Here is a 5,164-nt window from a genome sequence, read left to right as displayed (position 1 = left end):
GGTACGCACCGCGCGTGCACCGACGGCGCATTGCCATCGCCCCGCTAGCGTCGAGCGCGGCCAACCGCCAGCCACGCCCGCGCGCCCGCGCGCCAGCGCAAGCTGGCGTAGGCACGCCGGGTGGGCATGCGAGTTGACCATGCCATGCGGCTGGCTCAGGTCCCCAGGTTCAGGCCAAAGTTCACCTTGAACAGGATCAGGATGCCGAAGATGGCGAACAGCGCCGCGGCGACGAAGCGCATCTTGGAGAGCGGGATGATGCGGGTCAGGCGTTCACCCAGCAGGACCGCGGGCACGTTGGCCGCCATCATGCCGAGCGTGGTGCCGACCACGACCATGCTCAGGTTGGCATACTGCGCGCCTAGCGCAATGGTGGCGAACTGCGTCTTGTCGCCCATCTCGGCGAGGAAGAAGGCCACGACAGTGGTGGCGAAGGCGCCGGCGCGCTTGCCGTTGTTCCCTTCGTCGTCCAGCTTGTCGGGGATCAGCGCCCAGGCGGCAAAGGCCAGGAAGGCGATGCCCAGCACCCAGCGTGTCACATCCGGGCTGACGTGCGATGCAGCCCAGTCGCCCAAGGCGGCGGCAAAGAGGTGGTTGAAGATGGTTGCGACGAAAATGCCCGCAATGATGCTCCACTGCTTGCCGGGAAACCGGGAGGCCAGGAGAAAGGAAAGGAGCTGAGTCTTGTCGCCCATTTCAGCCAGGGCGACCATACCGAACGAAGCAATGAGTGCTTCCATGTGACATCCAAAGGGGGCCGGCAACAAACGAACCAATGACTTCGCTGCCCAGTGCCAGCCCCAGCTGGTGGACAGAAAAGTCAAAGGTCTCGCTGAGCCAATCAGGCTGCCGGCGCCATGGTTTTTTGTACCAAGTATGTTGACGCGGGCCCCTCCAGTGGGGACTGGAGGCTAGCTACTCCCCTAAGACGGCGCAGATGATACCACAGGCTTGCGCTGGCGAGGATCCGGTGCCCCGGCGCCCCGGCGCTCAAAACGCCTTGCTCACGAACACGCGCCTTGTGCCATTTGACGCACACCTTTGCCGCGAACAATACTAGAGCGCTTTGGGGGCGCCCAGGCTCCATCCATGCCAGACCATACCGACTTACGATGACCCAGCCCGATATCCATGACCACGCCTCCCTGATCAGTGCCTTCCGGCGCGGCCACCGTCCCGCCTACCTGTTTTTCTGGGGCCACAGCGCCAGGCCGGGAGCCGCGGTGGGCAAGGAGTGCCTGTCGCAGTGGTGGCCCGCGCGGTTCAGCGTGGATGGCCAGGTGTTCGCCAGCGCCGAGCATTTCATGATGGCTGGCAAGGCGCGCCTGTTCGGCGACGAGGCTGCCCTGGCGCGGATCCTGGCGGCGCCTTCGCCCGCCGCGGCCAAGCGGCTCGGCCGCGAGGTGCGCGGCTTTGACGAAGGGCGCTGGAATGCCGCGTGCCAGGCGCTGGTGACGCAGGGCAATATCGAAAAATTCCGCCAGAATCCGGACCTCGCTGGCTACCTGCTCGGCACCGGGCGGCGCGTGCTGGTGGAGGCCAGCCCGGTGGACCGCATATGGGGCATCGGCCTGGCCGCTGACGATCCGCGCGCGGCCAATCCCGATCAGTGGCGCGGGCCCAACCTGCTCGGATTTGCGCTGATGGCTGCGCGCGAGGCGCTCAGGGAAGGCGCGGCGCATTAGAACGGGAGGAAGGGGGAAGGGGCGGAGTCATCCGCCCCTTCCCCTGATCCTGATCAGTCCTCGGCGACGAAGCCGGTAGACTCCACAATCGGCTTCCAGGCGGCGCGCTCCAGCTGGATGCGGTGCCGCGCGTCCTGGCCAGGCCTGGCTGCCACTTCCAGCCCAAGGGCTTCCAGCTTGCCGGCGGTCGCGGCATTGCCGGAGGCGACGATGAACATCTTCTCGACCTTGGCAACGACATCCGGCTGGGTGCCAGCCGGCAGGAACGCGCCGTACCAGCTGGTAGCGTACTCATACTGGCTGAAGCCTTGCTCCTTCAGGGTCGGCACGTCCGGTAGCGCCTTGGCGCGCCGCGTGCCGCTCACGCCCAGGAACTGCAGCTTGCCGCCCTTGTACAGCGGCATCATGCTGGCCACGGCATCCCAGCCGATCGACACCGTGCCGCTGATCACGTCGACCAGCATCGGGGACGCGCCGCGATAAGCAGCCGGCGTGATGGCGATGCCGGCGGCCTTGCCCAGGGCTACCGTGCCGAGGTGGCCGGCGCTGCCGATGGTCGCCAGGCCCAGGCTGGCGCTATTGGGATTGCGCTTGGCCCACTCCACGTACTCCTTCATGTTCTTGTACGGCTGTTGCACGCCCGCCGCGATCACGGTTGGCACGTCGGTCAGCACGGCCGCGGGCACCAGGTCCTTGTCCGCGTCGTAGCCCAGCTTTTTGTAGGTCAGCGGGAAGATGGTGAACAGCGGCGACGGCCCGATGAAGATGGTCTTGCCATCCGGCTTGGCGCGCTTAACGTAGTCGAGCGCCAGGCGGGCCGATGCGCCGGGTTTGTTCTCCACGATGACGGCGCCATGCCCATCCTGGCGCAGTTGCTCGGCATAGATCCGCGCGAGGCTGTCGGCCGCGCCGCCGGGCGCGTAGCCGACGATGATGTGCATCGCGGCATCCGGGTTGTCCGCCGCGCTGGCCGGCCGGGGCAGGGCGAGAACAGCAACGGCGCAGGCCGACAGCGCCAGGGTGTGGATCACGAGGTTGCGGCGTAAAGCTTGGGTCATGGCGGATGCGGTGGCGAGGTCTATCGGTGAGAAGGGGGGGCGGTTGGGGGCGGTTGCAGCGGATTACGATTGCGGCCACTGACCAAGCAGCCCGTGCGACGCCTCGAACAGCGCCGACACACGCAGCAGTTCAGCGTCGCCGCGAAACTGGCCCACCAGCTGCAAGCCGATTGGCAGCCCGTCGCTGCCAAAGCCGCAGGGCAGGCTGATGGCGGGGTGGCCGGTCATGTTGAATGGCATGGTCCACGGGAACCAGTGCGCGCGCACGTTTTCGAAAGCCTCGCCGTCGATGTCGATGGTGCCGAACAGGTCCTGCCCGATGGGCAGCGCCGTGCGCGTCAGCGTAGGCATGGCGAGGAGGTCGCCGCGCTGCAGCAGCGCCTGCACGCGCTGGAACAGCTTCGTGCGGTCGAACATGGCTTGCTGGTACCCCACGCCGCTGACCTGCGCGGCGGAGGCCACCTGCCGCAGGAAGGTGGCGCTGAGCTGGTCGCCGTGCTCCTCGGCAATCGCGGCAAAGCGCGCGCGCCAGACCGTATGGTTGATGGCGCGCCAGATCGGCTCCACATCAAAGCCTTCGCCGGAGAAGGGTTCGAGCTCCGCGCCAAGCTCGGCCAGCTTGGACAGGCTCGCCTCGAATGCCCGGGCCACCTCCGCCGATGCCGGGCGTCCTGGCGGCGTCAGGCAGTAAAGGATGCGGCGCCCGCGCAGGTCGCCTTGCGGGCGCGCCGCGCTGGCATAGTCCGGCTTGGGCACGCCGATGGACCAGGGGTCGCAGGCATGCTCGCCGGCCATCGCCTGCAGCATCAGGCCGGTATCCGCGACCGTGCGCGTGGTCGGCGTGACATAGGTCTGGTTGCCGAACAGGTCCTGCGCCTGGCTGTGCGGAATCACGCCGTTGCTCTGCTTGATGCCGACCACGCCGTTGCAAGCGGCCGGAATCCGCGTGGAGCCACCGCCATCGGTTGCGACCGCCAGCGGCGCAATGCCGCTGGCCACGGCAACCGCCGCGCCGCCGCTCGATCCGCCGCTGGTGCGCTCGCGGCTCCAGGCATTGCGCGTGCGGCCAAACAGCGGCGAATCGGTCAGGCATTTGGAGCCGAATTCGGGCGTGGTGGTCTTGCCGATCAGGATGGCGCCTTGCTCGCGCAAGCGGGCAATGGCCACCGCATCGTGGTCGGGCACGTTGTCCCGGTACGGCGCCGCGCCAAATGTGGTGCGCACGCCCTTCGTATTGACGATGTCTTTCGCGGTGAAGGGAATGCCGTGCAGCAGCCCAAGTGGCTTGCCCGCCATCACGGCTTGCTCCGCCTCGCGGGCCGCGGCGATGGCTTCGTCGGCGCACAGCGTGATGAAGCAGTTCAGCTCGGGCTGCAGCCGGGCGGCGCGGTCGAGCACGGCCTGCGTGAGCTCGACGGGTGAGATTTCCTTGCGGGCGATGCGGCCTTGCAGTTCGGCGGCGGACAGGAAGCAAAGCGCATCGCTCATTGGCGGGCGTCTCCAGAAAGCGTCTCGGGGGGCTGGATGCCGCGCCTTGCGTGGCGTCTTGCTTTTGGTTTTTGGATCCAGAATCCAGTGTTTGCGGCTATAGTAGACCCGTGCGCAGCCCTTGTAAACTGCGTCACCCGGGCAGGATCACCCCGCGCCCAACTGGCGCCCAACTGGCACCAAGTTGCGTGACGCCGCGTGAAATTGCGTCAATAAAGTGCAGAGGGCAGACGGCAAATGGCAGAAACATTCGAATGGCAAGGCCGGGTGCGGCTGGTCGAGGAAGTCGCCCAGGTCCTGCGCCAACGCATCTATCGCGGCGTCTACCCGCCGGGCAAGCCGCTGCGGCAGGTGGAGATTTCCGATGACCTGAAGATCAGCCGCACGCCGCTGCGCGAAGCGCTGCGCATCCTGGAGCGCGAGGGCCTGGTCAGCGCCGAGACGGCGCGCGGCGTGACCGTGGTCAGCGCGGATTTCCGGCAGTTGATGGATGCCTACGAGTTACGGGAAGTGATCGACGGCCTGGCGGCCCGGCTGGCGGCGTCGCGCGCCAGCGCGCTGGCCGGGGCGCCGTTGCGCGCCATCATCGCGGTGCAGCGGGGGAGCCTCGAGCCATGGCAGCCCGAGGTCTATACAGCGGCCAATGTCGAGTTTCACACGGCCATCATCGGGCTGGCAGCGAACGAGTACCTGGCGCGGCAGGTGCCCATTGTGCATATGACATCGCAGGTGTTTGCGCCAAGGGTGCTGTTTGCCCGCGACCGGGCGCTGGCGGCCATCGAGGAGCACGAGCAGATCGTGGCGGCGATCGAAGGCGCGGATGCTGATGAGGCGGAGCATCTGGCCCGCCTGCATATCCGCAATTCGATGGCGCGGCTCAGGGCGCTGGCGCAGCGGGAAAGCGACGACGTCGCGGTGGCAGCCGAATCCTAG

General features: G+C 67.2%; 5 protein-coding genes and 1 riboswitch. Of the genes, 2 read left to right on the top strand and 3 right to left on the bottom strand.

Annotation, left to right across the window (positions count from 1 at the left end; translation table 11 throughout):
* Positions 1 to 155: 155 nt before the first annotated feature.
* A complete protein-coding gene (locus tag AC1DS3_RS34925) occupies positions 156 to 740 on the bottom strand; it encodes a TMEM165/GDT1 family protein (RefSeq protein ID WP_174426415.1) in 585 nt (194 codons plus the stop codon).
* Positions 741 to 749: 9 nt separating this feature from the next.
* Positions 750 to 938: riboswitch (yybP-ykoY riboswitch) on the bottom strand.
* A 174-nt stretch (positions 939 to 1,112) separates the two neighbouring features.
* Between AC1DS3_RS34925 and AC1DS3_RS34920 the strand changes: the two genes are divergently transcribed.
* Complete coding sequence (locus AC1DS3_RS34920; RefSeq protein WP_441634643.1) at positions 1,113 to 1,685, top strand: NADAR family protein; 573 nt, start codon at positions 1,113 to 1,115, stop codon at positions 1,683 to 1,685.
* 53 nt (positions 1,686 to 1,738) lie between these two features.
* On the opposite strand, the gene AC1DS3_RS34915 is transcribed toward AC1DS3_RS34920, so the two are convergent.
* Positions 1,739 to 2,743 carry a Bug family tripartite tricarboxylate transporter substrate binding protein gene (locus tag AC1DS3_RS34915; protein ID WP_441634645.1) on the bottom strand — a complete coding sequence of 335 codons (1,005 nt, stop codon included), beginning with the start codon at positions 2,741 to 2,743 and terminating at the stop codon, positions 1,739 to 1,741.
* A 63-nt stretch (positions 2,744 to 2,806) separates the two neighbouring features.
* On the bottom strand, positions 2,807 to 4,231 hold the full coding sequence (locus tag AC1DS3_RS34910; protein WP_441634647.1) for an amidase: 1,425 nt from the start codon (positions 4,229 to 4,231) through the stop codon (positions 2,807 to 2,809).
* 237 nt (positions 4,232 to 4,468) lie between these two features.
* On the opposite strand from AC1DS3_RS34910, the gene AC1DS3_RS34905 reads away from it, so the two are divergent.
* Entirely contained in the window at positions 4,469 to 5,164 is a 696-nt protein-coding gene (locus AC1DS3_RS34905) for a GntR family transcriptional regulator (RefSeq protein WP_441634649.1), read from the top strand.

Source organism: Cupriavidus sp. 01L46 (assembly GCF_056399905.1).
This window is presented reverse-complemented; position numbering and strand designations above follow the sequence as displayed.

Excerpts from the sequence above, each read along its gene's own strand:
- AC1DS3_RS34925 (WP_174426415.1), bottom strand. The coding sequence starts at position 740 with ATGGAAGCACTCATTGCTTCGTTCGGTATGGTCGCCCTGGCTGAAATG.
- AC1DS3_RS34920 (WP_441634643.1), top strand. The coding sequence starts at position 1,113 with ATGACCCAGCCCGATATCCATGACCACGCCTCCCTGATCAGTGCCTTC.
- AC1DS3_RS34915 (WP_441634645.1), bottom strand. The coding sequence starts at position 2,743 with ATGACCCAAGCTTTACGCCGCAACCTCGTGATCCACACCCTGGCGCTG.
- AC1DS3_RS34910 (WP_441634647.1), bottom strand. The coding sequence starts at position 4,231 with ATGAGCGATGCGCTTTGCTTCCTGTCCGCCGCCGAACTGCAAGGCCGC.
- AC1DS3_RS34905 (WP_441634649.1), top strand. The coding sequence starts at position 4,469 with ATGGCAGAAACATTCGAATGGCAAGGCCGGGTGCGGCTGGTCGAGGAA.